This is a genomic window from Caulobacter sp. FWC26, assembly GCF_002742645.2.
GTDB lineage: Bacteria > Pseudomonadota > Alphaproteobacteria > Caulobacterales > Caulobacteraceae > Caulobacter.
The window spans coordinates 3,983,897-4,007,590 of the sequence record NZ_CP033875.1; the positions used below are offsets into that span (position 1 = coordinate 3,983,897).

Genomic DNA, 23,694 nt, shown 5'->3' on the forward strand with positions numbered 1-23,694 from the left:
CCCCGCGTGATGTCTTTGCGGATTTGCGCGATCCAGATGTAGCGTAGCCGACAGAACAGAACATCGGGAGGAAGCGGACATGAGCGGACGGATCACATCGCCCTTTGGGGCCAAGTCGACGGCGCGCGAGGTTGTCGCCGGTCACGACCTTTCCGGCCGCGTGGCCATCGTCACCGGCGCCGCCACTGGAATCGGGGTGGAGACCGTCCGGGCGCTGGCCCTGGCCGGCGCGGAAGTGATCATCGCCGCCCGCAAGCCCGAGCTCGGCGAAGAGGTGGCCAACGCCATCAATGAAGAGGCCGGCTCCAAGCGGGTCAGTTTCGGCATGCTGGACCTGTCCAGCCTGGAGGCCATCCGCCACTTCGCCAACGTCTGGGGCGACCGGCGGATCGACATCCTGATCAACAACGCCGCTGTCATGGCCAGTCCGCTGATGCGCACCGCCGACGGCTTCGAGATGCAGTTTGGCACCAATCACCTGGGCCACTTCCTGCTGTCGGTGCTGCTGGCCCCGAACCTGATCGCGGGCGCCAAGGCCAGCGGCAAGCCGTCTCGCCTGGTGTCGCTCTCGTCGATCGGCCATCGACGCTCGGGGATCCATTTCGACGATCCCAACTACAACACCCGCCCCTACGAAAAGTGGGAGGCCTATGGGCAGGCCAAGACCGCCAACAGCCTGTTCGCGGTGGGCTTCGACAAGCGCTTCAAGGACCAGGGCGTCCACGCCAACGCGGTCATGCCGGGCGGCATCCTGACGCCGCTGCAGCGCCACCTGCCGATCGAGGAGCAACGCGCTCTGGGCTGGCTGGACGAGAACGACCAGCCGCGCGAGGGCTTCAAGACGACCGAGCAGGGCGCAGCCACCAGCGTCTGGGCGGCGGTGGGCGCCGAGCTGGAGGGCGTCGGCGGGCTCTATCTGGAAGACTGCAACCAGGCGCTGCCCTGGAGCAAGGAGAGTCCCTGGACCGGCGTCATGCCGCACGCCCTGGACCCGGCCGCCGCTGATCGGCTCTGGGACCTGTCGGTGGAGATCGTCGGGGCCGGCGCCTGATGGATCGCAACGCCGTGCTGCGTCTTGCGGGCCTGGCGGCGATCGTTGGTGGGCTGATCGATCTTTTCGGTCCGCTGGTCTATCCGCATATGGCTCAACAACCCAAGCTGATCACCTATGTCCTTATCGACGTGCTTCTGCTGCTGGGACTGTTCGGCCTGCTGTCGGCGACTTGGCGGTCTACCGGCTGGCTAGGCTTGGCCGGCTTCGTCGTCGCGGTAACCGGCGTGCTTCTGGTGCGCTCCTCGGCGACCAATGTGCTGGGTCCGTCGACGGACGCGATCGCAGCGGCCGTTTGGGCTATAGGTATGGCGATCATTGGCGTGGCTCAGTTACGCCCCCGAACCCCGTTTCGGTTGGCCGGCTGCCTTTGGATGCTGACGGTTATTATCCCGCTCGTCGCAATGCTGTTCCAGGATCACCGCGCGTCCCGAAGCGCCACCGCACACGCCCTATTCGCACTGGGCTTTATGGTTGCGGGCGCGCAACTGGTCCGCCGTCCTCAATCCATTTCTGGAGACCCCGCGTGAGCCTCAAGAACAAGACCCTGTTCGTCACCGGCGCCTCGCGCGGCATCGGTCTGGCCATCGCCGTCCGGGCGGCCCGCGACGGCGCCAATGTGGTGATCGCGGCCAAGACCGCCGAGGCCCATCCCAAGCTGCCGGGCACCATCTACACCGCCGCCAAGGAAATCGAGGACGCCGGCGGCAAGGCCCTGCCGCTGGTCGTCGACGTGCGCGAGGAGGCCAGCGTCCAGGAAGCGGTCGACAAGGCCGTGGCCCAGTTCGGCGGCATCGACATCTGCGTCAACAACGCCTCGGCCATCTCGCTGACGCCGACCCTGATGACCGACATGAAGCGCTATGACCTGATGCACCAGATCAATACGCGCGGCACGTTCGTGACCTCCAAGGCCTGCATCCCGCACCTGAAGAACGCCGAGAATCCGCACGTGCTGATGCTGTCGCCGCCGCTGGACATGTCGCCGCGCTGGTTCGGCTCGCATGTGGCCTACACCATGGCCAAGTTCGGCATGTCGATGTGCGTGCTGGGCATGGCCGAGGAGTTCAAGCCCGACGGCATCGCCTTCAACGCCCTATGGCCCCGCACCGGCATCGCCACGGCCGCCATCCAGTTCGCCCTGACCGGCGAGGAGGGCCTGCGCCACTGCCGCACGCCCGAGATCATGGCCGACGCGGCCTATGCGATCTTCAACAAGCCCTCGCGCGACTTCAGCGGCAACTTCCTGATCGACGACACCTTCCTGTACGGCGAGGGCGTCCGCGACTTCGATCCCTACAAGGTCGACCCGACCGCCAGCCTGATGCCGGACTTCTTCGTGCCCGAGAGCAGCCAGCCGCCGCCCGGGGTGAAGATCGGTTGATTGAGACCCTCTCCCAGAGGGAGAGAAGGGACCCGCCGCGAAGCGGTGGGAGGTGAGGGGTTTCGCCGGCCGACGTCTTACTCCCTCTCCCTCCCACGCTTTCAGCGCGGGCCCCGCCCTCTTCCCTTGGGAGAAGGTTTCTGTTTACGCGCGGCGACGGCCAGCGACTTTCGCGCCCAGTCCAGCAGAATATCCTGGTCGTCCAAAGCCTCGGTGGGCGCAGTCCAGTAGGCCATCGTCTTGCCGTCCTCGAACGGGGCGAAGGCCTGTGCGCCGGCGGCCTCGAATTCGAGCTTCAGGGCATCGTCGCCCTTGAGGTAGAGGACGTCGTCGTCGATGAGCGCGAAGAACAGCCCATTCGCATAGACGCCGACTCCCCCGAACATGCGCCGGGCGCTGACCTGTCCCAGCGGGGCCAGCAGCTCCAGAACGAAGTCCTTGTAGTCGTCGGATACCGCCATGACCGTCACCGTCCGCCCCGCCACGCCCGCCGATGCGAGCCTGATCCACCAGTTCATCCTCGATCTGGCCGAGTATGAGAAGCTGCTCGACACGGTCCAGGCGACGGAGGCCGACACGGCGGCGGCCCTGTTCGGCGACAAGGCTCGCGCCTTCGCCGACATCGCCGAGATCGACGGCCAGCCGGTGGGCTTCGCGCTGTGGTTCTACAACTACTCGACCTTCGTCGGGCGACACGGGATCTATCTGGAGGACCTGTTCGTGCGCCCATCGGCGCGGGGGGCGGGGGCGGGCAAGGCGCTGCTGGCCAACCTCGCCAAGCGTTGCGTCGACGAGGGCCTCGGGCGGCTGGAGTGGTCGGTGCTCGACTGGAACGCCCCGTCGATCGCCTTCTATGACAGCCTCGGCGCCGCGGCGATGGACGAATGGATCATCCGCCGCCTGACGGGCGAGGCGCTACGCAAACTGGCGGGCGCGTAGGCCGCCCCTACCCCGCCAGGGTCTCCAGGAACCGCACCGGCTCGCCCTTGCCCTCGGCGATGATCTCGTCGTCGCGCATCACCACGATCCCGCGCACGATGGTCGCCACGGGCCAGGCCTTGGCTTCGAAGCCGTCGAACGGGGTCCAGCCCGAGCGGGTGGCCATCCAGTCGTGGGTGATGACCCGGCGGGCCTTCATGTCGACGATGGTGAAGTCGGCGTCGAAGCCCTCGGCGATGCGACCCTTGTCGGCCAGGCCGAAGATGCGGTTCACGCCGTGGCTGGTGAGATCGACAAAGCGCTCCAGGGAGAGCTTACCGTCAACCACGTGGGTCAGCATGATCGGGACCAGGGTCTGCACCCCCGGCATGCCCGACGGCGAGGCCGGATAGGGTCGCGCCTTTTCCTCGCGGGTGTGCGGGGCGTGGTCGCTGCCCAGGACGTCGGCCACGCCGGTGTCGATCCCGCGCCAGATCCCGGCCACGTGGTCGGCCTCGCGGATCGGCGGGTTCATCTGGGCGAAGCCCTTCAGGCGCTCATAGGCCTCGGGCGCGACCAGGGTCAGGTGCTGGGGCGTGACCTCAACGCTGGCGACGTCCTTGTTCTGGGCCAGGAAGTCGATCTCTTCCTTGGTGGTCACGTGCAGCACGTGGATGCGCTTGCCCAGCGACTTGGCGATGCGGACCAGGCGGTGGGTCGACTGCAGGGCGGCCTGGGCGTCGCGCACCTCCGGGTGGCTCGTCCAGTCGCCGGGACGGGCCAGGCTGCGACGCTCGGCCAGGCGATATTCATCCTCGGAGTGGAAGGCCGCGCGGCGATTGACGTGGCGCAGCACGTTCTCCACGCCCTCGTCGTCTTGCACCAGCAGCGACCCGGTCGAGGCGCCCATGAACACCTTGATGCCGCAGCAGCCCGGCAGGCGCTCCAGCTCGCCCAGGAAAGTGGCGTTCTCATGGGTGCCGCCGACATAGAAGGCGTGGTCGGTGTGCATCCGCCCTTTGGCGCGCGAGAGCTTGTCGGCCAGGGCGTCGGCGTCCGTAGTGGTCGGCTCGGTGTTGGGCATCTCGAAGACGGCGGTGACGCCGCCCAGGGCCGCGCCGCGCGAACCGCTTTCCAGGTCTTCCTTCCACTCCAGGCCCGGCTCTCGAAAGTGGACCTGACTGTCGATGACGCCCGGCAGGACCGTCAGGCCCGTGGCGTCGAACACCTCGCCGGCGCTGGCCTGGGACAGGTCGCCGATCGCGACGATCTTGCCGCCGCGCACGCCGATGTCGGTAAAGCCTCGCCCGGCGTGGTTCACCACCTCGCCGCCACGCACGATCAGGTCGAAGGTCTGGGTCATGGGACGGCTCCGGAGGGTTTCCGGCGATCTAGGACGATCGCTGACCACAGGCAACCGTTTGGTCCCGCCCTCAGGGCTTTTGCGGCGCCGGCTTGCTGAGGTCGAACGCGACGCGGAACAAACGGTTAGGCCGCGAAAGCTCATAGGTGAACTGGCTGTCGGTGAGCCCCAGCGTCCAGACATTGGTGTTCGAAACCGTCCGGTTCAGCCGGGTGAACAGGGCCTTGGACTCTTCATCGACCGGGAAGCGCTGGGCCTGGGCGGTTCCAGGCTCCAGCGTGTCGCCGCCATAGCGCGACAGCTCATCCTCGACGCCGTCGGTGTGGCGATGATCGTGCTTGAGGCGCAGTCGGCCGTCGTCGAGCCGCGTGATGATCCAGGTGCGCGAGCGATCCTCGCCTACGCGGAACGGAATGCGGATCTGCCGAGCGTCGCAGTGGGCGACGGTCATGACCAGCTCGGCCTTGCGGAACGTCTCGTCGGCCGCGTCGCCGGCCACGACCCGGCCTGCGAAGGTCTTGCCGCACAGCGCGCTCAGGCGATCGAAGAACTGCTCGCCCGGGCTTCCGGCCAAGACCGCAGTCGGCGCCAGGGCCAGAGCCGCGCAGAGGGCGATCAAGGATTTCATCGAAGTCTCCTGGTCCGCGCTCTGTTCGGTTCAGTCGCGATCGGGCTGGGCGGCGTCTTCGAGCTGGCTTTCCGCATCGCCTTCACCGGCCGGGGCGGAAGCCGCGTCAACGGGCGCGTCCTCGACAGGAGCTGCGGCGTCCTCGACCTCCGGATCCGGCGCGGCGCCAGGTCCCTCGACTGCGGCGTCGCTCGCATCGGATGCGACAGGCGCCGCAGGAACGGTCCCGCCGACCTTCGCCAGCAGCGCCTTGGCCGCCTTGAAGACCGTCGCCACCGGCAGGTCGCTCATGTGGCGGATGGCCTGGGACAGCTCCGGATCGATGGCCAGGAACTGTTCGAACGTCCGTGGGCCGCGCACCGCCACGGCGTGCTCGCCCCACGGCGCGTAGCGGCGCTCGTCGGAGGGGCCGAACAGGCCGATGGTCGGCGTTCCGGCGGCGGCGGCGATGTGCATCAGGCCCGAATCGTTGCCGATGAACAGGCTGGCGCGCTTCAGGCACGCATAGGCGGTCAGCAGGTCGACCTTGCCGGTGAGGTCGATGGTGCGGCCACGCGCCGAGGCCATGCGCAACTCCTCGACCATGCGGGTGTCGTCCGGACCGCCCAGGATCAGCAGCCGGCCGCCGGCCATCGGGCCGTCCTTGTCGAGCAGCTGCGCGGCGGTCTGGGTGAAGCGCTCGATCGGCCAGACCTTACCCACCCAGTTGGCCGCCGGGCCCACGGCCAGGATCGGTCCGGTTTCGCCGCCCGTGTTCAGGCCCAGCATTTCGTCCGCCAGGGCCTGAACCTCGGGCGTGATGTAGAGATAGGGCGGCGGCGGGTCGCCCTCGAGCTTCAGCGTCCGGGCCGCGTCCACCACCTTGTGGACGACCTCGCCCGGGATCTTCTTCCAGATGGCGCGCTTGTCACGCCGCAGGAACAGCGCCGTGGCCGAGCCTCGCAGATCGACAATCAGGCTCCACTTCTTGTGGCGCACCTGGTTCCAGAGCTTGAACCAGTGGCCCTTGCCCTTGCCCTTCTCCATCACGATCACCCGGTCGAGACCGGGGACGTGCGCGAAGAGCGGCGCGGCGAGAGGGCCGGCGACGATGGTGAAGCGCGCGTTGGGGATCTGGTCGGCCAGCATCTTGATCAGGCCAGACGACAGCACCGCGTCACCGATACGCGTCGCCGTGATGAAAAGGATCGGGAAGGCCCGCTGTGTCATCGGTCCACCTATAGGCCGGTCGGTGAGTCGGCGCACCCCACGTTAACACTTGAGTTACCTCAAGGACTGGCGCTGCCCGCGACACGGCGCCACATGTGCCCTCATGACCGCACCTTTGCTCGCCCGTCTCGCCTCCCGCGCCGTCATCGCCGTCTCCGGTCAGGATTGGCGGAGCTTCCTTCAGGGCCTGCTGACCCAGGATGTCGAAACCCTGGCCGCCGGCGAGCTGCGCTTTGGCGGTCTGCTGACCCCGCAGGGCAAGCTGCTCTACGACCTGTTCGTGGTGGGGACTGAGGACGGCGCCCTGCTGGACGTGGCGACGGCGCACCGCGACGCCATCCTGGCTCGCCTGACGATGTACCGCCTGCGGGCCAAGGCGGACCTCGCCGCCAGCGACCGCTCGGTGATCGCGGTGTTCGGGGGCGACATTTCCGGCGCGGGCCTTTTCGCTGATCCCCGCCTGCCCGCCCTGGGCGCCCGCGCCTATGACGACCGCCAGACCAACGCCGACGAGGACGCCTATGAGGCCCACCGCCTGGCGCTGGGCGTCCCCGGCCCCGCCGACTGGGGCAGCGAGACCACCTATCCGATCGAGGCCAATTTCGACCTGCTGGCGGGGATCGATTTCAAGAAGGGCTGCTTCGTCGGCCAGGAGACCACCAGCCGCATGAAGCGGCGCGGGACGATCAAGAACCGCATGCTGCCGATCGTCTTCGATGGCCCGCCGCCGCCCTTCGGCGCCGAGGTCCTGGCCGGCGAGCTGCGCGCCGGCGAGGTGCTAAGCGGTCGGGACGGCCGGGCCATGGCCCTTCTGCGTCTGGACCGGATCGACGGCGCCGCGCTGAGCGTCGACGGGCGGCCGGTGCGCGTCGACCGTCCAGAGTGGATGGCCTGAGACCGCCGGTTGCGAGCGTCCCCAATTCGGGGCAGAGAACGCAAAACTGCGGTCGCTGAACCCAGTGACCGGTGTCGCTTAGGGGCATGGGAAACATGAATCGTCGCAAAATTCTGGTTGCGGGCGCGCTGCTGGCTATGGCCGCCGCGGGCGGACCCGCTCTGGCCGCCAGCGCTGAGCGCTTCACCGTCAAGGTGCGCGGCAAGGGTCCCGACGTCATCCTGATCCCGGGCCTGTCGTCGTCACCGGACATCTGGGAGTCGACCGCCCAGGCGCTGGAAGGCCGTTATCGCGTTCACCTCGTTCACGTCGCCGGGTTTGCGGGCGCGCCCACGGCCGGCAACGCCGAGGGTAAGGTCGCCGCGGGCGTGGCCGAAGGTCTCGCGAGCTATATCCAGGCTCAGGGTCTGAAGTCGCCCGCCGTGATGGGCCACTCGATGGGCGGTACGATCGCCATGATACTGGCGGCGCGTCACCCCGACCTGGTGGGCAAGCTGATGGTCGTCGACATGTTCCCGAACCTGGCGGTCGCCTATTTCGGCCCTGGTCAATCGCCGGAGGCCGTCGCACAGCGCGCGGCCGGCTTCCGCGCTCAGATCACCGACGCCCCCGCCGACGCTTTCAAGGCCATGCAGGAGCATTTGATTACGGGCATGGTCCGCACTGAGTCCGCCCGCGCCGCCATCGTCAAGCACTCGCTCGACAGCGACCGGCAGGTTTCCGGCCGCGCCATGGAAGAGCTGCTGACCACCGACCTGACGCCCGAGCTGGCCAAGATCACCGCGCCGACCACCGTGGTCTGGGCCTGGAACAGCAACATGCCTGTCCCGGCCGCGACGTTCGGCGGCTGGTATCAGGCCGCCTATGGGCCGCTAAAGGGCGTCAAGGTGGTGCGCATCGACGATAGCGCCCACTTCATCATGATCGATCAACCGGCCAAGTTCATGGCCGAGGTCGAGACCTTCCTGGCCGGTTGATCTGGCGTCGACCTTATCGGCAGCGACCGTAGCGGTCCGGGGACGCCCCCGGGCCGCCGCGCCAGCCGGGCGGGTTCTCCCAGTTCGTACCAGGACCGCCGCGCGGACCCGGCGGGTTGCGGTCGTTGTCGAACCAGCACTTGCCCGCCTGGTTCCACCAGCCAAAGCTGGGGTGATAGTAGCCGTAGGCGCGGTTGTAGTAGTAGCCGTCGCGGTAGCGGAACTCGATCCGCTGACCGTTCCAGCGATAGTAGCGTCGGTCGGGCGAGGCCCCGGGGCCGCCTCGCCAGCCCGGCGGATTTTCCCAATTGGTCCCCGGTCCACCGCGCGGCCCCGGCGGGTTATGATCGCGGTCCCTGTGCTGGGCCAGGGCCGGCGTCGTCGCCACGGCGGTCGTCGCCAAGGCCATCAGGGCGAAGGTCTTCAGGCGCTTCATCGGCGCACCTTTCGTGTGTCTAGGTCCCTCGCGAGGCTCAACGCGCAAGATCCGGAAATCCGTCGCCCTACGCTTCATGTTCCTGAAAAGTTCTAGTCAGCCGGCAAAGTTTCTGCCAGCTTCGCCGCATGACTGAGATCGCCCGCTGCACCTGGAAAGGCATGAACGGAGACCCGTTCTACGAGGCCTATCACGATGACGAATGGGGCGTGCCCGAGTGGGACAGCCGCGCCCTGTGGGAGAAGCTCGTCTTGGACGGTTTCCAGGCGGGGCTGTCCTGGATCACCATCCTGCGCAAGCGTGAGGCCTTTCGCGCCGCCTTCGCCAATTTCGACCCGGAAAAGGTCGCGCGCTTTGACGAGACAGATCGCGCCCGACTGATGGCCGACGCCGGCATCATCCGCTCGAACGGCAAGATCGACGCGACGATTCAGGGCGCGCGCCTCTATCTCGACATGCGCGAGCGGGGCGAGGATTTCAGCCAGTTCCTATGGGACATGGTCGGCGGCGCGCCGATCCAGAATCAGTGGGAGGCGGGCCAGGTGCCGGCCCAGACCCCCTTGGCCGTCGAGATGTCCAAGGCGCTGAAGGCCAAGGGCTTCAAGTTCTGCGGGCCGGTGATCGTCTATGCCTTCATGCAGGCGACCGGGCTGGTCAACGACCACCTGGTGACCTGCTTCCGACATGAGGAGTGCAAGGCGCTGGGCCACCGTCACTGAGCGGCGGCGGCCGTCTCGCCCTGAACATAGGCGGCCGATAGCTGCTTGTAGGCCTTGGAGCCGAAGGCCAGCAGGGTGACGATGACCCCTACGATCCCGGCCACCGTAAACACCAGCGCCATGCCGCGATCCGGTCCCCGACCGAACCAGTCGCCGATAGCGCCGGCGCCGGCGCCATGGGTCATGAACGGGATGAAGATGAACTGGGTCAGCGGTCCGATCAGGAACGCCGTCAGCGGCGACGCCGCCTGCTCCACCGACTGGGCGAAGCCGAAGACCCGGCCCTGGCGCTCGAACGGCACCACCTTCTGCAGCGTCGTCTGCTCGGCGGCCTCCGCATAGGGCCCCAGCGCCATCCAGACGAAACAGCCGATCGCCAACAGGACAATCGACGACTTCAGCGGAAACACACAACATACCGCCCACGAGATCAGATTGACCAGAAGCAGGGTGCGCAGCGGGTTCTTGCCCAGCCCCGTCCTGCTGATCGCGACACCGCTGGCGATGAAGGCCACCGACAGGAAGCCGAACAGCAGCCCCCAAGTCTGCACTGACACCATCGACAGACCGTAGGCGTCCAACAGGGCCATGAAGATCCCGCCCAGGAAGTTGTTGAAGGTCGCGAACAGGATCAGGGCGAAGAGACCGGGCACGGCGGCTACGACCTTGATCGTGCCGGCGAGGTCGATCGTCCTGGGTTCGACGGGCGCCCCATGTTCGGCTTCGACACGCGGCTCATGGACCGGAACGGCCAGCAGGTGGACCAGCGCGGCGAGCGTCAAGCCGAGCGCGAAGACGAGGGCGGCGAACATGCCGCCCCAGGCCACCAGGAAGCCGCTGATCACCGAGGTGGTCAGGAAGCCGATTCCCGTCACCATGCCGACCAGACCGTTGGCCTTGTCGCGCCCGTCCTCGGGAATCAGCAGCGTCACCAGAGTGGGCAAGGCGATGGTGCGGATATTGCCGGCGATGACGCCCAGCATCGAAAGCCCGATCAGCGCCCACAGCCAGGGACGCCCGACATCGGCGATAGCGCCCTTGGGCGCCAGCAGCAGCACGGCCAGCGCCAGGGCGTAGAGCAGCAGCGACGCCACGCTGGAGCCCGCCATCGCCACCTTCTTCCGGTGATGATCGACGAGGCTGCCGAACCAAATGCCGCAGGCCGCCGTCAGCACCAGATAGACGCCCGCGATCATGCCTGTGGCGAAGACCGACTTGGTCTCCAGATAGACGTAGAAGGTCAGGGCGAACCAGATCGTGAAGTTCGTGATGTTCGCAACCAGGTTGTTGACCAGCAGGTGATGGAACGGGGTCACAAGGCGCGTCTCCAGGGCGAGGCCGGGACCCTGCCAGCGGGCTGCGCCGGAGGCAACGCGCGCTCTGCCAAGACGTACCGAACAACAGCGTTGGCGCCCCCTCGCAGGGAAACTAGGCTGCGCCGCACAAGGGCTACGGGGCGTCGAATGGCAAGCAAAATCATCCTGGGCGTAGTGGCGGCGATCGCGTGCGGGATCGGCGGCGCGCAGGCGCAGGTCATCCAGGGCGTTCCGGTCGTGGAAGCGATGAACGCCTATGTCGAACCGACTGGTCTGGTCGAGGTCGAGGCCGGTCGCCGGATTCACATTCACTGCCTGGGATCGGGCTCACCGACGGTCGTCTTCACCGCCGGCCTTGGCGGCTGGTCGGGCAGTTGGGCGCTGGTGCAGCCCGAGGTCGCCAAGACCACCCGCGCCTGCGCCTGGGACCGCGCGGGCTTTGGCCTGAGCGACGGCGACGCTCAAAACGCCCAGACCTCGGACCAGACGACACAGGACCTCGCCAAGGCCCTGGCGGCGGCGGGCGAGCGCGGGCCCTTTGTGCTGGTCGGCCATTCGGCCGGCGCGTTCGAGACCCTGACCTTCGTCGACCGTCACCGGGATCAGGCCGCCGGCGTGGTGTTCGTCGATCCGACCCGGCCGCATGACATGGCGCGCGAGGCCAAGGCCGGCCCCAAAGCCGCCGCTGCGGATCGCGCCTATTTCGCTTCCGAAGCCAAGCGCCTGCGCGATTGCGCGGCGGGTATCGAGGCTGGAACAGTCAAGACCGGCGCGCCCGCCGCCCCGTGCTTTCAATACTATCCGGAGATCCCGACCGCCGCCCAGACGGCGCTAGCGCGCCGTGACGCCGAACCCGCCCGTCTCCGCGCTCAGGCTTCCCTGTACGAGGAATACGAACCGAACGGCGAACGCGTCGCGCGCGACGGGCGAGACTGGGGCGACCTGCCGCTGATCGTCGTCAGCGCCGGCGCGGCGGCCGACGGCGGTCTCTGGAGTCCTGACGCCCGGGACGAGCACGCGGCCCTGTTCGCCGACTGGACAGATAGCCACAAGAGCCTGGCCAAACTGTCCCGTCGGGGCGAGCGTCGCGTCGCCGAGGGGGCGGGGCATCTCGTCCAACTGCAGAAGCCGCAGGTGGTGATCGAGGCGGTGCTGGCCATCGTCAAGGCGGCGCGGCCCCACTGAGGCCCTGCCGCTAGCCCCCGATCCGCTGACTAACTCGCACCCAGTCCACCTCCAGCGTCGCCGGCAAGGCGGCTTCGTCGATGCCCTTGGCGTTGAGGCTCTCGGGCCAGCGACCCCCGAAGGCGAGGTTGATGATCAGGTGAAAGGGCTGGTCGAACGGCGCGGCGCTGGCCGGCTGGCCGTCCCGCTTCCAGTCGCTCGGCGTGGCGCGGACGTACTCTCGGCCATCCAGGAACCAGACGATCGCCTCGGGCGACCACTCCACCTCATAGACATGGAAGCCGTCGGGCGAGTCCGGCAGCGGCGCGCTGGCGCTGACTTGCTTGTGGGTCCCGGCCGCGTCGGCGGCGAAGTGGATGGTGCCGAACACGCGGTTCTCGCGGCCGTCCGCGCAGGCCTCGCCCGACGGCGGACACGGGGCGCCGAGGTTCACCGTCTCCAGGATGTCGATCTCGCCGGACCTGGGCCAGCCGCCATAAAGCGACAGCTCCGGCATCATCCAGATCGCCGGCCAGACGCCCTGCCCGCCCGGAACCCGCGCGCGCGCCTCGACGCGGCCATAGCGCCAGCTGAACTTGCCCTGGGTGACGATCTTGCCCGAGGCGTAGTGGCCGGTCTTCATCGGCCCCGTCGGCCCGGCCCACGGGTTGCCTATGCCGCGCGTCTTGCGCTTGATGACCGTCAGCCGCAGCGCGCCGTCCTTCACCGACAGGGTCTCGGGGCTGACCACGTAGCACTGCCGCTCATCGTTACCGCCGCCGCCGCAGTCGGCCGCCGGCGTCCACTTGGCGGCGTCCAGAGCGGTCCCGTTGAACTCGTCGGACCAGACCAGCGTCCAGTCGTCCTGGGCGTGGACCGGTCCGGCCGCCATCAGGACGGCGCAGAGGGCGAGGGCGGCGAGGGGACGTGGCATCGGATGACCCTAACGGCATCGGCCGAGCCGCTCCACCCGCCCCCGCCACATTCCCATCCGCGCCGAACCGGCCTAAACAGCCGCCATGCCGCCCGGACCCGACATGATGCTGGAGCTGGCCTGCGGACCGGGGCCGGTCTGCGGGGTGGACGAGGCTGGGCGCGGCCCGTGGGCCGGGCCGGTGAGCGCCGGCGCGGTGATCCTGGATCCCGACCGCATCCCCAAGGGCCTCAACGACTCCAAGAAGCTCTCGGCCAAGGCCCGCGCAGCCCTCGAAGAAGAAATCAAGGACGTCGCTATCGCCTGGTGCGTCGGCCTGGCCTCGATCGAGGAGATCGCCAAGCTCAACATCCTGCACGCGGCGGGCCTGGCCATGTGCCGGGCCATCGAGGGCCTGTCGGTTACCCCGGCCTTCGCGCTCGTGGACGGCAACTACGCCTTCAAGCTGCCCTGCCCGATCAAGACCGTGGTCAAGGGCGACAGCCTATCGTGCTCGATCGCCGCGGCCTCGATCCTGGCCAAGGAGGCCCGCGACCGGATCATGGTCGAGATGGACGCGCTCTATCCCGGCTACGGCTTCGCCGGCCACAAGGGTTACCACGCGCCGATCCACGTCGAGGGCCTGCGACGCCTCGGCCCCTCGCCGATCCACCGCCTGGGCTGGGCGCCGGTGAAGGCGGCGCTGGCGGCGACACCGGTCAACGGCGAGCTAGATCTTTGATCGGCCTCGGTTTTTGAGTCTGGTCAGACTCAAAAGCGCCTGAAGGGCCGTGGTTAACGGCCCGCTAACCACGTCTCTCAACACCGGGTTTACCAGGAAGACTCATGATTCCGTTCTCTTTCTTGAGGACGCGGGACCATGAAGTTCGGGCCGGAAACCATCATTCACGGCGATTGCATCGAGCAGATGAACGCCCTGCCCGAGAAGTCGGTCGACCTGATCTTCGCCGATCCGCCCTACAATTTGCAACTGGGCGGCGACCTCTTGCGTCCCGACAATTCCAAGGTCGACGCGGTCGACGACCATTGGGACCAGTTCGAGAGCTTCGCGGCCTATGACAAGTTCACCCGCGAGTGGCTGAAGGCCGCCCGCCGCGTCTTGAAGGACGACGGCGCGATCTGGGTGATCGGCAGCTATCACAACATCTTCCGCGTCGGCGTGGCGATCCAGGACCTGGGCTTCTGGATCCTCAACGACATCGTCTGGCGCAAGTCCAACCCGATGCCCAACTTCAAGGGCACCCGCTTCGCCAACGCTCACGAGACCCTGATCTGGGCCTCCAAGAGCCAGAACGCCAAGCGTTACACCTTCAACTACGACGCCCTGAAGATGGCCAATGACGAGGTGCAGATGCGCTCGGACTGGACCATCCCGCTGTGCACCGGCGAGGAGCGCATCAAGGGCGCCGACGGAGCCAAGGCCCACCCGACTCAGAAGCCCGAGGCCCTTCTCTATCGCGTCATCATGTCGACGACGAAGCCGGGCGACGTGATCCTGGATCCGTTCTTCGGCGTCGGCACCACCGGCGCGGCCGCCAAGCGCCTGGGCCGCCGGTTCGTCGGCATTGAGCGCGAGGCCGAATATCTCGAGCACGCCAAGGCCCGCATCGCCAAGGTCACGCCGATCGCGCCGGAAGACCTGGAGGTCATGGGCTCCAAGCGCGCCGAGCCGCGCGTGCCGTTCGGCACGATCGTCGAAGCCGGCCTGCTGTCGCCGGGCGACACGCTCTACTGTGCTAAGGGCACGCACGTGGCCAAGGTGCGCCCGGACGGGTCGATCACCGTCGGTGACCTGTCAGGCTCGATCCACAAGATCGGCGCGCTCGTCCAGAGCGCGCCGGCCTGCAACGGCTGGACCTACTGGCACTTCAAGACCGACGCCGGCCTGGCGCCGATCGATGTCCTGCGGGCCCAGGTCCGGGCGGGGATGAACTAGGGTGTTATTTCCGAGACCGGGACTTGTCCTCACCGGAAAGCGGCGCATATGGTTTGAGCATGAGCAAGAGCAATCGCATTTTGGCGAACGGGGCCTTTGTGAGCGTCGGGCCAACCGGCGCGAAAAGTGGCAGCGTTTTGCAACAAATTCGCCGCCCTGACGGCAGCAAGGTCACTGGACTGAGCCGCGAAACGTATGATCGAGCGCTGTCGAGCGCCAAATCAGTGCTCTCCAAGAAGTAGCATCTTCATGGCGTCGACCGAATACAATCCGGTCTTCGACAACCTTGTCCAGGCACCTGACGACATCGAAGGCTTCATCGCCTACGGACTCTACAAGCAGGCCAAACGTGAGTGGTTGCTGGAGCATCAGGCGCGCGAGGGCAAATCGCCTTCGCCGTCGGAACTTCGCGCATTTTCCCGCCAATGGTCTCCGACCACGCTGCAAGCGTTTAGAGAGACCGCTGAAAGCGCGCTCTCGGCCTATGCACAGAGTGTGCTCGAAGATCAGACGCCCTCTATCCAGCGCGACGCATTACTGCACGGCCGCCCTCTTTGGAAAGATGTCTTGATCGGCGTTGTCTCGGCTCTGAGCTACTCCGTGATATTGGTAATCGCCGCCTTCCTGCTGAAGATTTTCGGTAACGACTTCATGGATGCCGTCACGGCCATCCGAGGCAAACAGTAGACTTCAGAGCAGCCGTTCGGCCGCTCGCGCCGCCTTCAAAAACACGCTCGGCAAGGCGCCAAGCCCCTCGCGCGGCGTCCAGACGAAATCGCCGGCGTTGGCGCCGCCATTGTTCTCCTTGGCCGCCGCGAACACCCGCAAGGTCAGGGAAAAGTGCGTGAAGACGTGCTCGACCGCGCCGAGGTCGCGCCAGGCGGCGGCGACGGGCGCGGCGGCGATCACTTCCGCATCTGACCACGTGTTGGCGCGCCATTCCGACGTCGGCAAGCCCAGCATCCCGCCTAGCAAGCCCTTCGGCGGGCGGCGGACCAAAGCGACCTCATCGCCGCGCGTCAGCACATAGGCCACGCCATAGCGGCGCGGACGATCGGCCTTCTTGGTCTTCCTCGGATAGGTCTCGGGCGCGCCGCCCTGATAAGCCGCGCACCAGGCGGAGATGGGGCAGCGGTCGCAGAGCGGTCCCTTGGGCTTGCAGACGGTGGCGCCCAGGTCCATCAGCGCCTGGGCCCAGTCCCCGGGTCGATCGTCGGTAACGAGGTCGCCGGCCAGGGCCTTCAGCTCGGGCTTGGCGTCGGGGAGCGGCGTCTCCACCGCGAACAGCCGCGACATCACCCGCTCGACATTACCGTCGACGACATTGGCGGCGCGGTCGAAGGCGATCGCGGCCACGGCGGCGGCGGTGTAGGCGCCCACGCCCGGCAGGGCGCGCAAGGCCTCCTCGGTGTCGGGAAAGACGCCGCCGTGATCGTGGGCGACGGCCCGCGCGCAGGCCAGCAGGTTGCGGGCGCGGGCGTAGTAGCCAAGCCCCGCCCAGGCGGCCATCAGGTCGCCGTCCTCCACGGCCGCCAGGTCCGAGACCGTCGGCCAACGCTGAGTGAAGCTCAGGAAATAGGGCGTGGCGTGCGGCACGGTGGTCTGCTGCAGCATCACCTCCGACAGCCATACGCGGTAGGGATCGCTGCGCACGCCCGCGCGGCGGTCGGCAGGACCGATCCGCCAGGCCAGATCGCGCGCCTGGGCGTCGTACCAGGCCAGCAGGGCCGAGCGGAGAGCGTCGCGGTCTTTCATGCCCCTTCGCCTACCGCGAACTGACCACGCCATGCTAGTTTCCTCGCATGCGTCGCCCCCTGCCCACGCCGGAAGAAGCCATCGCGATCCTGCGCAGCAAGCGGACCAAGCCCCAGCGCCGTCCGCCGCCGCCGGCCGGCAAGAATCTAGCGCCGTTGCTGAAGGACCTGGAAGACCGCTTCGGCAAGGGTCCCGCCGCTCTGCAGGCGCGCTGGAAGGAGATCGTCGGCGACACCCTGGCGCGCCGCACCGAGCCAGTCCGCATCATCAAGGGTCGCAACGGCGAAGGCGGAGCGCTGGAGTTGCGGGTCGACGGGCCCGTGGCCTCGCTGATCCAGCACCAGGCGCCGCAGATCACCGCACGGCTCGACATGCTGCTGGGCAAGGGCGTGGTCACCCGCCTACGCATCGTGCAGGGCCCGGTCAAGGCGCCCGCCGCCGCGCCGTCCACGCGCCTGCGCCGTAAGCCGCCGCTGGACGCGGCGCTGGAAAAGCAGCTGGCCGACAGTCTGGCCGAACAGCCTGACGGGGCGCTAAAGCAAGCGCTGCTGAAGCTGGGTCGCGGGGTTCTTTCCTCCGAGCGCTAGAGGCCGGATCGGACCATTGACAAGGACGGCTGGCTCACGCTCTTGGAGCCGTCACGGTTGCGCCTTTTTCGCTGCCTAACGAGAATCGGGTTTAACCTCTCCAACGACCGCCAAGGGGCCATTTCATGCGTTCGCTGATCAGCCGAGTCACCATCGTCGCCGCCCTCGCGGCCAGCCTCGCAGCCTGCTCGCCCAAGAGCACGGCGGTCACGGCCGAGGACATGGTCCTGGGTGATCCGAACGCCAAGGTCACGGTCATCGAGTACGCCTCGGTCGCGTGCCCGCACTGCGCCGACTGGAACGCCGAAGTCTTCCCGGCCTTCAAGGCCAAGTACATCGACACCGGCAAGGTCAAGTACGTCCACCGCGACGCCCTGACCGGCGAACCGCGCCTGGCCAACGCCGGCGCCATGCTGGCCCGCTGCGCCGGTAAGGATAAGTACTTCCAGGTCACCGAGGCGCTGTACCGCGCCCAGCGCAACATCTTCACCAGCGGCGACATCCGCGGCGAGCTGCTGACCATCGCCCAGGCCGCCGGCATGAACGAAGCCCAGTTCAACGCCTGCCTCAGCGACGAGAACGCCGCCAAGTCGGCCGAGCGCATCGAGAAGATGATGTCGGACAACAACATCCGCGGCACCCCGACCTTCGAGGTCAACGGCAAGCGCCTGGGCGGCGAAGAGGGCGGCGAGCAGACGCTGGCCCAGCTGGACGCCGCCATCGCGGAAGCCTCAAAGTAATGGCGTTCGACCGGCGCATCCTGATCGCTGGCGGCCTCGCCCTCGCGGCGGGGCCTTCCGTCGGGCGCGCCCGGTCGCTGCCGCCCGCGCCCGGCGACATGGTGCTGGGCGCGGCGACCGCGCCCGTCCAGTTCGTGGTCTACGCCTCGGCCAGCTGCAATCACTGCGCCCACTGGTGGACCACCGAGCTGCCAGCGATCCGCAAGGCCTTTATCGACACCGGCAAGGTGCGCCTCGTTTTCCGCGAGTTCCTGACCCCGCCCAACGAGTTCGCCGCCGCCGGCTTCCTGCTGGCCCGACGCATCCCGGGCAAGTACTTCGAGGTCCTCTCGACGATCTTCCAGAAGCAGGCGTCGATCTATGAAAGCGGACGCCTGTGGGAAGGCCTGCTGGCGATCGCCCAGCAATACGGCCTGACCGAGGCTCAGTTCTCCGCCGCCATGAACGACACCAAGGCGCTGGAGGGGGTCAATACGCGCTTCCGCCGGGCCATCGGCGAGGACCAGGTCGAAGTCACGCCCACCTTCTTCGTCAACGGCGCGCCCTATGAGGGCGAGGCCGATATCGCGACGCTGTCCAAGGTCTTCGCCCTGGCGGCGAAGGGCTAGGGATCGGAAGGGACCGCCTCCGTGCAGTTCCAGCGCCTCCGCCTCTCGGGCTTCAAGTCCTTCGTCGAACCCACCGAGTTCCGGATCGAACCGGGGCTGACCGGCATCGTCGGCCCGAACGGCTGCGGCAAGTCCAACCTGCTGGAAGCCCTACGCTGGGTGATGGGCGCCAACTCCGCCAAGGCGATGCGCGCCGGGGGCATGGACGACGTAATCTTCGCCGGCAGCGGCGCGCGCCCAGCTCGCAACCACGCCGACGTCACCCTGACCATCGACAACACCGACCGCACCGCGCCAGCCCAGTTCAATGACGATCCCGTGCTGGAGGTCGTCCGGCGGATCGATCGCGGCGAAGGGTCGACCTACCGGATCAACGGCCGCGAGGTGCGGGCGCGCGACGTCCAGCTGCTGTTTGCCGACGCCTCCACCGGCGCCAACTCGCCGGCCCTGGTGCGTCAGGGCCAGATCAGCGAGCTGATCGGCGCCAAGCCGCAGAACCGCCGCCGCATCCTGGAAGAGGCCGCCGGGGTCTCAGGCCTGCACACGCGCCGTCACGAGGCCGAGCTGCGCCTGCGCGCGGCCGAGACCAATCTCTCACGCCTGGAAGACGTGGCTCGTGAGTTGGAGACCGCGCTGAACCGGCTTCGCCGTGAGGCGCGGCAGGCAGAGAAGTACAAGCGCCTGTCGGCCGAGATCCGCGCCGTGCAGGGCGCGGTGCTCTACGCGCGCTGGACCGAGGCCCGCGACCACCTGGAGCGCACCACCAGCGAAGCGACGGCCGCCGCGCGTCTGGTCGAGGAGACCGCCCGCGCCAGCGCTGCGGCCCAGCTGGCGATCACCGAGGCCGAGGCGGCCATGCCGCCGCTGCGCGAAGAGGCCACGATCGCCCAGGCCATCCTCGGCCAGTTGGCGATCCAGAAGGACCGCGCCGAACGCGAGGCCGAGGCCGCCGCCGCCGAGTTCGAGCGTCTGTCTAACGACTTGGCCCGCATCGACGCCGACCGCGCCCGTGAGGCGCAGGCCAAGGACGACGCCGCAGCCGCCCTCGCCCGCATCGAGCCTGAGCTGGCAGAGGTCCGCGCCCTGGTCGCCGCCGCGCCGGAGCGGGGTCCGGAGTTGGCCGCCGCCGCCAAGGCCGCCGAGGAGGCGCGCGCCGCCGCTGAGGCCGCCGTCGAGCAGCTGGCCGCTCGCGTCGCCGCCGAAGAAGCCCAGGGCCGCGCCGCCGCCGCGCGCCTCTCCGAGGCCGAGGCCCGCGCCAACCGCACCAACCGCGCCCTGGATCAAGCCCGCGCCGAGCGCGCCGCCGTCGGTCCCGAGGTCGACCCGGCCGCCGCCGACGCGCGCCAGCGCTTCGCCAACGCCGAGGCCGCCCTCGCCGCCGCCCGAACCGCGCTGGAGGAGGCCGAAACCGCCCGCGTGAAGGCCGCCGAGCAGGAGGCCCAGGCCCGTCAACTGGCGCGCAGCGTCGAGGACCAGCTGGGTCGGCTGCGGACCGAGGCGCGAGGCCTGGCGCAGCTGACCGCGCCGCGCACCAAGAGCGGCCACGCGCCGGCGCTGGACAGCGTCGCGCCCGACAAGGGCTATGGCGCGGCCCTGGCTGCGGCCTTGGGGGATGATCTCGACGCGGCGCTCGATCCGAAGGCGCCCTCGTACTGGGGCGGCGCCGAGGCGCCCGCGCCGGTCTGGCCCGAGGGCGCCGAGCCCCTGGCGCCGCTGGTCAAGGCCCCGCCGGCCCTGGCCGCCCGCCTCTCGCATGTGGCCGTAGTCACCCGGGCCAATGGCGATCGGCTGCAGAAAGCACTCAAGCCCGGCATGCGCCTGGTCTCGAAGGACGGCGACCTGTGGCGCTGGGACGGTTTCGTCGCCCGCGCCGACGCGCCGCGCCCCGCCGCCGTCCGGCTGGAGCAGCGCACGCGCCTGGCCGAGGTCGAGGCCGAGATCGACGTCATGGCGCCCCGCGCCGAGGCCACCACCATCGCCCTGAAATCGGCCGCTGATCGCCTGCGCGCGGCCGAAGAGCTGCTGCGCGACAAGCGGCGCGGCCCGCCCGACGCCGAGCGCCTCTTGACCCAGGCCCGTGAGCAGGTCGCCAAGTTCGAACGCGAACAGGCCCTGCGCGCGGCCCGCGCCCAGTCCCTCGACGACACCATCGCCCGCTTCGAGGCCGAGAAGGTCGAGGCCGACGCCGCTCTCGCCCAAGCCCAAGAGGCCCACGCCGCCGCCCGGACCTCGGGCGACCTGCAACCGCAGCTCACTCAGGCGCGGCAGGCCGCAGCCCAGGCGCGCGAGGCCGCCAGCGCCGCGCGCACGGCCCTGGATGTCGAGACCCGCGAGCGCGCCGGCCGCCAGCGCCGCCTGGAAAGCCTGGACCGCGACCGCGCCGACTGGAGCAAGCGCGCCGAGGCCGCCGCTAAGCGAGCCGAAGCTCTGGAAGGCGATCGGGTGAAAGCCGCCGCCGCCCTCGAGGCCGCCCGCGAGGCGCCGACCGCCCTGCAGGAAAAGCTGGTGGCGCTGCTCGACGAGTTCGCCGCCGCCGAGGCGCGCCGCGCCAAAGCCAGCGACGCCCTGGAGGCCGCCGAGACCACGCGCCTGAACGCCGACCGCGCCGCGCGCGCCGCCGAACAGGCCGCCGGCGAGGCCCGTGAGAAGCGCGCGGCGCTGGTCGCGCATCTGGACGGCGCCCGCCAGCGCTTCGCCGAGGTCGCCTCGGCCATCCGTGAACAGGCCCGCATGGAGCCCGAGGAACTGGGCCGACACGTCGCGGGCGAGGCGGTGGCCGTGCCGAAGGACGCCGCCGGCGTCGAGGCCCACCTGTTCGCCCTGGAGCGCGAGCGCGACTCGATCGGCCCGGTGAACCTGCGCGCCGAGGAGGAGGCGCAGGAATATGCCGGCCGCCTGGAGACGATGCGGGTCGAGCGGGCCGACCTCTCGGGCGCGGTGACCAAGCTACGCGCCGGCATCGAGGAACTAAACGCCGAAGGCCGCGAGCGCCTGCTGGCCGCGTTCGACGTGATCAACGCCAACTTCCAGACCCTCTTCCAAGCGCTGTTTGGCGGCGGTCAGGCCGAGCTGAAGCTGATCGAGAGCGACGATCCGCTCGAGGCGGGGCTGGAGATCTTCGCCTGCCCGCCGGGCAAGCGCATGGCCAGCATGAGCCTGATGAGCGGCGGCGAGCAGGCCCTGACCGCCAGCGCCCTGATCTTCGGCGTGTTCCTGGCCAATCCGGCCCCGATCTGCGTGCTGGACGAAGTGGACGCGCCGCTCGATGACGCCAATGTCGATCGCTACTGCAACATGCTAGACGAGATGCGTCGCCGCACCCAGACGCGCTTCATCGCCATCACCCACAACCCTGTGACCATGAGCCGGATGGACCGCCTGTTCGGCGTGACCATGGCCGAGCGCGGCGTGAGCCAGCTGGTCAGCGTGGACCTGAGCACGGCGGAAAAGCTGGTGGCGGCTTAGGCCGCCCACTTGCCCCCTCCGCGCTTCGCGCTCCTCCCCCGGAGGGGGAAGAAGGATCACCTTCCGCCCGCCTTTGGGGGCGGACGATCCGCGAAGCGGATCAGGTGGGGGGAGCCTCAGCCCCTGGTTAAAACCCTATCGCCATCCGCAACGGATTGGCCGGATCGGCCAACAGCTTCACGGCCATGGCGCATGAGATCACCACCAGCAGCGGCCGGATCAGCTTGGGGCCAAAGCGCATGGCCAGCCGCGAGCCGACCTGCGCTCCGAGGAACGCCCCTGCGGCCATGGCGAGGCCCACGGGCCAAACGACCGCGCCCTTCAGCGTGAAGAGGATCAGACTGCCCAGATTGCTGGCGGCGTTGGCGAGCTTCGTATGGGCGGTGGCCTTCAACGCGCCGTAGCCCAGTAGGGTAACGATGGCGACCATGTAGAAGGCGCCCGCCCCCGGACCGAAGATACCGTCATAGAAGCCGACCAGGGGCGCGATGAAGCAAGCGAAGGGGATGAGCGCCATGCGCGGCGTCACGTCCTCGCCCTTGATGGCGCGGGAGAAGCCGAAATACAGCGCGATGGCGATCAGCAGCAGCGGCACGACCGCACGCAGCAGCTCCGGCGATAGCAGGCTGGCGCATAGCGCGCCGCAGAGGCCGGCGAGCGCCGCCGCGCCCGCCACCGGCAGGGCGGTCTTCCAGTCGATCAGGCCGCGCCGCGCGAAGGCGCTGGTCGAGGAGATGGCGCTGACCGCCCCTTGCAGCTTGTTGGTGCCAAGGGCCTGCACCGGCGACAGACCGGCCAGCAGCAGGGCCGGCAAGGTGATCAATCCGCCGCCGCCTGCGATGGCGTCGAGCGCGCCGGCCAGGGCGGCGACCACGAAAAGGCTGGCCAGGACGTCGAGATGCAAAGGGCCCATGGGCGCCTCATGATCCCGTTCTGACGAAGAGGCAAAGAAAAAGGGGCCCCCGAGGACCCCTTATCGTCTTTAGCCCAGCAGGCTGGCCCACTGGTGGGCGCGGGAGGCCTTGCTGTTGGCCGGTTTGCCCAGGGCGCGCAGCTCGTCACGCTCCTTGGCCTTCTCTTCCTTGCGCATGCGCATTTCAGCGGCTTCGAGCGCCTTGCGCTCCTTACGCTCGGCGCGCTTGGCGGCCATCTGCTCTTCCTGGCGCGCCAGGGCTTCCAGGCGGGCCTTTTCCTTGGCTTCGGCGCGGGCGGCGCGGACGGCCTCGAGTTCGGCGGCGCGGAGCTCCTCGCGCTTGTCGAAATCGGGATCCTGGACCGTCGGCTTGGCCTTGAACTTGGCCAACATGGCCTTTTTGGCTTCCTGCTGGGCAGAAATACGATCGGCGAATCCGGTGTTCTTCAGGTGCGACATGAATCTTCGTGTTGTTTGGAGGCGGCGGCTCTTAAGCCCAGATTGACGAAAAAATCAATGCGTCATCGGGCTCCGACGCCCCTTGCCTAGAGGGGGCGAAGCATAAAGAGCACAGGTTACATAGGGCCCGCGTGTGACAGTTGGTAGGGTCACGCCCGGAAATGATCGAAACGCCCTCTCGCAAAGCCGGTTCAAAGGCGGGCTTGCGGGAACAGGGCGACCCCGGAGCCCGTGATC

The 23,694-nt window shown here is 68.4% G+C and carries 25 protein-coding genes and 1 pseudogene; 16 read left to right on the plus strand and 10 right to left on the minus strand.

Translation table 11 applies throughout. The features are described from left to right. Window positions 1-79 precede the first annotated feature (79 nt). From CSW63_RS20580 to CSW63_RS20590, 3 genes are read left to right on the plus strand one after another with little or no spacing between them, the layout of a single operon-like run. Complete coding sequence (locus CSW63_RS20580) at window positions 80-1,051, plus strand: SDR family NAD(P)-dependent oxidoreductase (RefSeq protein ID WP_062098260.1); 972 nt, start codon at window positions 80-82, stop codon at window positions 1,049-1,051. Next, window positions 1,051-1,581, plus strand: coding sequence for a hypothetical protein (locus tag CSW63_RS20585; RefSeq protein WP_062098261.1), 531 nt, complete (start codon window positions 1,051-1,053; stop codon window positions 1,579-1,581). The genes CSW63_RS20580 and CSW63_RS20585 overlap by 1 nt, the downstream gene beginning before the upstream one ends. After that, on the plus strand, window positions 1,578-2,435 hold the full coding sequence (locus CSW63_RS20590; RefSeq protein ID WP_062098263.1) for an NAD(P)-dependent oxidoreductase: 858 nt from the start codon (window positions 1,578-1,580) through the stop codon (window positions 2,433-2,435). The genes CSW63_RS20585 and CSW63_RS20590 overlap by 4 nt, the downstream gene beginning before the upstream one ends. A 101-nt stretch (window positions 2,436-2,536) precedes the next feature. Here the strand turns inward: CSW63_RS20590 and CSW63_RS20595 are convergent, their stop codons facing one another. Beyond that, window positions 2,537-2,905 (minus strand): TfoX/Sxy family protein, encoded by a 369-nt coding sequence (locus CSW63_RS20595; protein ID WP_168193706.1) that lies wholly within the window; start codon window positions 2,903-2,905, stop codon window positions 2,537-2,539. On the opposite strand from CSW63_RS20595, the gene CSW63_RS20600 reads away from it, so the two are divergent. Next, a complete protein-coding gene (locus CSW63_RS20600; protein WP_062098268.1) occupies window positions 2,895-3,374 on the plus strand; it encodes a GNAT family N-acetyltransferase in 480 nt (159 codons plus the stop codon). The genes CSW63_RS20595 and CSW63_RS20600 overlap by 11 nt on opposite strands. Before the next feature lie 7 nt (window positions 3,375-3,381). Here the strand turns inward: CSW63_RS20600 and CSW63_RS20605 are convergent, their stop codons facing one another. From CSW63_RS20605 to CSW63_RS20615, 3 genes and pseudogenes are all read right to left on the minus strand, one after another. Continuing rightward, window positions 3,382-4,716: a dihydroorotase gene (locus CSW63_RS20605; RefSeq protein WP_062098270.1), complete on the minus strand. Its 1,335-nt coding sequence runs from the start codon at window positions 4,714-4,716 to the stop codon at window positions 3,382-3,384. A 70-nt stretch (window positions 4,717-4,786) separates the two neighbouring features. Continuing rightward, window positions 4,787-5,344: a hypothetical protein gene (locus CSW63_RS20610; RefSeq protein ID WP_062098272.1), complete on the minus strand. Its 558-nt coding sequence runs from the start codon at window positions 5,342-5,344 to the stop codon at window positions 4,787-4,789. A 182-nt stretch (window positions 5,345-5,526) separates the two neighbouring features. Beyond that, window positions 5,527-6,553, minus strand: a pseudogene (locus CSW63_RS20615) (glycosyltransferase family 9 protein); the annotation flags it as partial. 103 nt (window positions 6,554-6,656) lie between these two features. On the opposite strand from CSW63_RS20615, the gene CSW63_RS20620 reads away from it, so the two are divergent. Together CSW63_RS20620 and CSW63_RS20625 are read left to right on the plus strand one after the other, a co-directional pair. Continuing rightward, complete coding sequence (locus tag CSW63_RS20620) at window positions 6,657-7,448, plus strand: folate-binding protein YgfZ (protein WP_062098276.1); 792 nt, start codon at window positions 6,657-6,659, stop codon at window positions 7,446-7,448. 95 nt (window positions 7,449-7,543) lie between these two features. Then, window positions 7,544-8,425 (plus strand): alpha/beta fold hydrolase, encoded by an 882-nt coding sequence (locus CSW63_RS20625; RefSeq protein ID WP_099503019.1) that lies wholly within the window; start codon window positions 7,544-7,546, stop codon window positions 8,423-8,425. A 13-nt stretch (window positions 8,426-8,438) separates the two neighbouring features. Here CSW63_RS20625 and CSW63_RS20630 read toward each other — a convergent pair whose 3' ends face one another. Next, on the minus strand, window positions 8,439-8,861 hold the full coding sequence (locus tag CSW63_RS20630) for a hypothetical protein (protein WP_062098280.1): 423 nt from the start codon (window positions 8,859-8,861) through the stop codon (window positions 8,439-8,441). Window positions 8,862-8,989: 128 nt separating this feature from the next. Between CSW63_RS20630 and CSW63_RS20635 the strand changes: the two genes are divergently transcribed. Beyond that, window positions 8,990-9,580 (plus strand): DNA-3-methyladenine glycosylase I, encoded by a 591-nt coding sequence (locus tag CSW63_RS20635; RefSeq protein ID WP_062098282.1) that lies wholly within the window; start codon window positions 8,990-8,992, stop codon window positions 9,578-9,580. Here CSW63_RS20635 and CSW63_RS20640 read toward each other — a convergent pair. Next, a complete protein-coding gene (locus tag CSW63_RS20640; protein WP_062098327.1) occupies window positions 9,574-10,911 on the minus strand; it encodes an MFS transporter in 1,338 nt (445 codons plus the stop codon). The two genes, CSW63_RS20635 and CSW63_RS20640, sit on opposite strands and share 7 nt — an antisense overlap. 132 nt (window positions 10,912-11,043) lie before the next feature. Here CSW63_RS20640 and CSW63_RS20645 point away from each other — a divergent pair, with 132 nt between their 5' ends. Next, on the plus strand, window positions 11,044-12,081 hold the full coding sequence (locus CSW63_RS20645) for an alpha/beta fold hydrolase (RefSeq protein WP_231737543.1): 1,038 nt from the start codon (window positions 11,044-11,046) through the stop codon (window positions 12,079-12,081). Between the two features lie 10 nt (window positions 12,082-12,091). On the opposite strand, the gene CSW63_RS20650 is transcribed toward CSW63_RS20645, so the two are convergent. Continuing rightward, window positions 12,092-12,994 carry a glycoside hydrolase family 16 protein gene (locus CSW63_RS20650; RefSeq protein ID WP_062098286.1) on the minus strand — a complete coding sequence of 301 codons (903 nt, stop codon included), beginning with the start codon at window positions 12,992-12,994 and terminating at the stop codon, window positions 12,092-12,094. Between the two features lie 85 nt (window positions 12,995-13,079). Between CSW63_RS20650 and CSW63_RS20655 the strand changes: the two genes are divergently transcribed. From CSW63_RS20655 to CSW63_RS20670, 4 genes are all read left to right on the plus strand, one after another. Next, a complete protein-coding gene (locus CSW63_RS20655; RefSeq protein WP_062098288.1) occupies window positions 13,080-13,715 on the plus strand; it encodes a ribonuclease HII in 636 nt (211 codons plus the stop codon). Between the two features lie 138 nt (window positions 13,716-13,853). Further along, window positions 13,854-14,930: an adenine-specific DNA-methyltransferase CcrM gene (gene ccrM, locus CSW63_RS20660; protein WP_062098290.1), complete on the plus strand. Its 1,077-nt coding sequence runs from the start codon at window positions 13,854-13,856 to the stop codon at window positions 14,928-14,930. 59 nt (window positions 14,931-14,989) lie between these two features. Beyond that, window positions 14,990-15,172, plus strand: a complete 183-nt coding sequence (locus CSW63_RS20665) for a hypothetical protein (RefSeq protein ID WP_127847000.1) — start codon at window positions 14,990-14,992, stop codon at window positions 15,170-15,172. Between the two features lie 7 nt (window positions 15,173-15,179). Then, the gene (locus CSW63_RS20670) at window positions 15,180-15,617 is read left to right on the plus strand and encodes a hypothetical protein (protein WP_062098292.1); all 438 of its coding nucleotides are present in this window, start codon (window positions 15,180-15,182) and stop codon (window positions 15,615-15,617) included. Between the two features lie 3 nt (window positions 15,618-15,620). Here CSW63_RS20670 and mutY read toward each other — a convergent pair whose 3' ends face one another. Next, window positions 15,621-16,685 (minus strand): A/G-specific adenine glycosylase, encoded by a 1,065-nt coding sequence (mutY, locus tag CSW63_RS20675; RefSeq protein ID WP_062098294.1) that lies wholly within the window; start codon window positions 16,683-16,685, stop codon window positions 15,621-15,623. A 47-nt stretch (window positions 16,686-16,732) separates the two neighbouring features. Between mutY and CSW63_RS20680 the strand changes: the two genes are divergently transcribed. The 4 genes from CSW63_RS20680 (at window position 16,733) to smc (ending at window position 22,085) form a co-directional block, all read left to right on the plus strand. Then, window positions 16,733-17,272, plus strand: a complete 540-nt coding sequence (locus CSW63_RS20680) for a DUF721 domain-containing protein (protein ID WP_010918264.1) — start codon at window positions 16,733-16,735, stop codon at window positions 17,270-17,272. 125 nt (window positions 17,273-17,397) lie between these two features. Beyond that, on the plus strand, window positions 17,398-18,012 hold the full coding sequence (locus CSW63_RS20685) for a DsbA family protein (protein ID WP_062098296.1): 615 nt from the start codon (window positions 17,398-17,400) through the stop codon (window positions 18,010-18,012). Continuing rightward, window positions 18,012-18,620: a thioredoxin domain-containing protein gene (locus CSW63_RS20690; protein ID WP_062098298.1), complete on the plus strand. Its 609-nt coding sequence runs from the start codon at window positions 18,012-18,014 to the stop codon at window positions 18,618-18,620. The genes CSW63_RS20685 and CSW63_RS20690 overlap by 1 nt, the downstream gene beginning before the upstream one ends. 21 nt (window positions 18,621-18,641) lie before the next feature. After that, window positions 18,642-22,085, plus strand: a complete 3,444-nt coding sequence (smc, locus tag CSW63_RS20695) for a chromosome segregation protein SMC (protein ID WP_062098300.1) — start codon at window positions 18,642-18,644, stop codon at window positions 22,083-22,085. A gap of 127 nt (window positions 22,086-22,212) precedes the next feature. Here smc and CSW63_RS20700 read toward each other — a convergent pair whose 3' ends face one another. Beyond that, window positions 22,213-22,998, minus strand: a complete 786-nt coding sequence (locus CSW63_RS20700) for a TSUP family transporter (protein ID WP_062098302.1) — start codon at window positions 22,996-22,998, stop codon at window positions 22,213-22,215. Between the two features lie 69 nt (window positions 22,999-23,067). Then, entirely contained in the window at window positions 23,068-23,457 is a 390-nt protein-coding gene (locus CSW63_RS20705) for a DUF6481 family protein (RefSeq protein WP_062098304.1), read from the minus strand. Window positions 23,458-23,694: the final 237 nt, after the last annotated feature.